Source organism: Cellulomonas endophytica (assembly GCF_004123805.1).
GTDB lineage: Bacteria > Actinomycetota > Actinomycetes > Actinomycetales > Cellulomonadaceae > Cellulomonas > Cellulomonas endophytica.
Map to the genome: position 1 here is coordinate 1 of NZ_RWJX01000153.1, position 2563 is coordinate 2563.

4 protein-coding genes are annotated in these 2563 nt (G+C 80.6%); all 4 read right to left on the reverse strand.

Going from position 1 to position 2563, the window contains the following annotated elements; all coding sequences use genetic code 11:
- Positions 1-573 (reverse strand): PH domain-containing protein (locus EJA20_RS18360; RefSeq protein WP_240675645.1); only part of this gene is annotated, 573 nt, incomplete at its 3' end.
- Positions 570-1097: a PH domain-containing protein gene (locus EJA20_RS18365; RefSeq protein WP_129339939.1), complete on the reverse strand. Its 528-nt coding sequence runs from the start codon at positions 1095-1097 to the stop codon at positions 570-572. The genes EJA20_RS18365 and EJA20_RS18360, both read right to left, overlap by 4 nt.
- Positions 1098-1173: 76 nt before the next feature.
- Complete coding sequence (locus tag EJA20_RS18370) at positions 1174-1680, reverse strand: DUF3180 domain-containing protein (RefSeq protein ID WP_129339941.1); 507 nt, start codon at positions 1678-1680, stop codon at positions 1174-1176.
- Between the two features lie 76 nt (positions 1681-1756).
- Positions 1757-2563: 2-amino-4-hydroxy-6-hydroxymethyldihydropteridine diphosphokinase (gene folK / locus EJA20_RS18375; protein ID WP_129339940.1), on the reverse strand; the 807-nt coding region annotated here is incomplete at its 5' end.

Genomic DNA, 2563 nt, shown 5'->3' on the forward strand with positions numbered 1-2563 from the left:
GAGGGCGCGGTGCCCCTCGTCGCCCTCCCCGCCGACCGGGGCCGCCCCGGGGCGGCGCAGCCCGGCGGCGAGTGCCAGCAGCTCGGCCCGCAGGTCCTCGGCCTCGCCCTCCCGCAGGAACGCGAGCGACACCGCGGACCCCGAGCCCCCGGCGACGTCGAGCTTGAGCTCCGCGAGCCCGAAGAGCCGGGCGAGGAGCGGCTGCACGAGGTCGACGGCCTGGAGGCGGTCGAGCCGCGCGAGCCGCTGCTGGCGGAAGAGGACGCCGGAGCGCAGGTGCACGGCCTCGTCCGTGACGGCGAACCGCGTCATGCGCCACGCGACCGCCGAGGACGCCACCCCGACCAGCGCGACGAGCACGAGGACGCCCAGCGCCACGAGCCACACCCGGCCGCCGAGCGCGCGCACGAGCTCCGCGAGCTGGTCGACCTGGAAGACGCCGACCGCGAGCAGCCCGACGACGACCCGCCACCCGCGCACGACGGGCGTGACCGGGTGCATGCGCCGCCAGGCGTAGCCGTCCTCGCCGGTGCGCTCGGGCGTGACGGGGACGGGCGTGGGGGCCTCCGTCACAGCCCCGCCAGCCGGGCCTCGCCGCGGCCCGCGAGGCGGTCGCGCAGCCGCGCCGCCTCGGCCGGGGGCAGGCCGTCGATGGACGCGTCCGTCCCCACCGACGCCGTGTGCAGCTGGACGGACGCGATGCCGAAGCGGCGCGCCAGGGGTCCGGCGCTCACGTCGACGTACTGCATGCGGCCGTACGGGACGACGACGAGCGACCGGAAGAGGATGCCGCGCCGGATGAGCAGGTCGTCCTCGCGCTCGGCGTACTGCAGCGCGGCCACCTGCCGTCCGACGAGCAGCGCCGGCCAGAGCCCGAGGACGAGCAGCCCCGCCGGCAGCACCCAGGCCCACGTCCGCTCCACGAGCAGCGCGACGCCGACGAGCACGACGAGCGGCACGGCGAGGCCGATGGCCAGGGCCGTGAGACGGGCGGCGGCCAGGCGCGGCGACACGGGCGTCCACCGCACCCCCGCCGGGTCGAAGGGCCCGCCGGGGACCCCCGTCACGGGTGCGTCGGCGACGTCCTCGGTGCTCATGCCGCCATCCTCGCACCGGCGCCCCCGCCCCCGGGCCCGGATCCACCCGGCCCCGGCGGGTCCCGACGGGCGCCCCTCAGGCGGCGGGCGGCGGGTCGGGCAGCGGGGCGACCGCGCCGACCCCGCGGCCGCCGCCCTCGTCGTCCTCCGGGGGCGGGACGCGGCACCAGCGCTCCGCGAGCAGCCCGGCGACGACGAGCAGCAGCGCCGCGCCGGCCGCTCCCCCGGCCGACGCCGCCCGGTCCGCGTTGTCCCCGCGGCCCGGCTCGGCGAGCGCCCGCAGCGCCTGGCCCCCGTACCAGCCGAGCAGCAGCGCGCCCGACCACGCCGCGGCGCGGGCCAGCACGAGGGTGCGCGCCGCCCGCAGGCCGGACAGCGTCGGCCGGTGGCCCTGCACGTACTGGCGCACCTGCCACCCCTGCACCCCGACGACGCCCGCGAGCACCGTCTCGACGAGCGCCACCACCCACGGCACCGGCGGCAGCAGCCCGCCCCGGCCCTCGATCCCCCGGACGACGAACCACGTGAGCAGCCCCACGCCCAGCGCCGTGGCGGCCAGGGCGCGCCGTCGGGTCCGCCCCATCACCGGCGGCACCTCCCCCGCGGCCGGACCGGGGCCGGCGGCCGGAGGGAGGCGGCGGAGGCGGTGGTCGTCGCGGTCACGGCCCGGGCACCGGCGGCTCGGGGGCCGCGCCACGGCGGTCGGCGACGGGCGCCGTCAGCCAGTCCAGCGCCAGCCAGCGCACGCCGGCGCGGTCCGGGGCGGTTGCGGCCAGCGCGGGTACCGGGCCCCCGCCGAGCCCGGGCAGGTCGGCGCGGGGGTCGACCTGGGCCCAGGGCGCGAGGACGAACGCCCGCTCGTGGGCGCGCGGGTGCGGCAGCTCGAGGTCGTCGGCGGCTGCGACGAGCCGGCCGTAGGTGACGATGTCCACGTCGAGCGTGCGCGGGCCCCACCGCTCGAGGCGCACGCGCCCGTGCGCGGCCTCCACGCCCTGCGTCGCGCGCAGGAGCTCGCGCGGCGCGAGCGTGGTGCGGGCGAGCAGCACCGCGTTGAGGTAGTCGGGCTGGTCCGGCCCGCCGACCGCCGCGGTGCGCGCCAGCGGCGAGACCTCGAGGACCTCCAGGCCGGGGACCGCGTCGAGGTCGCCGACGGCCCGTCGCAGGGTCTCCTGCGCGGCGCCGAGGTTCGCGCCGATCGCCAGCACCACGGGCACGGGCTCCGACGGGGGCTCGTCGAGCGCGTCCCGGACGAGCTCCCCGTCCGCGGCGACGCCGTGCGCGAGGCCGGAGCCGTCCGTCGGGTGGGCGACGGGGTGCAGGTCGGCGGCCTCCACGGGCACGGGCGGCGGCGCGACGAGGGTCGGCGCGGGCGCTCCTGGACCGCCCGGGGCCGCGCCGGCGCCCGCCGCCGCACCCGTGGTGGCGCCCGCCGCCGCACCCGTGGTGGCGCCCGCCGCCGCACCCGT

Coding starts and splice junctions, on each gene's coding strand:
- EJA20_RS18365 (WP_129339939.1), bottom strand. CDS start 1,097: ATGAGCACCGAGGACGTCGCCGACGCACCCGTGACGGGGGTCCCCGGC.
- EJA20_RS18370 (WP_129339941.1), bottom strand. CDS start 1,680: ATGGGGCGGACCCGACGGCGCGCCCTGGCCGCCACGGCGCTGGGCGTG.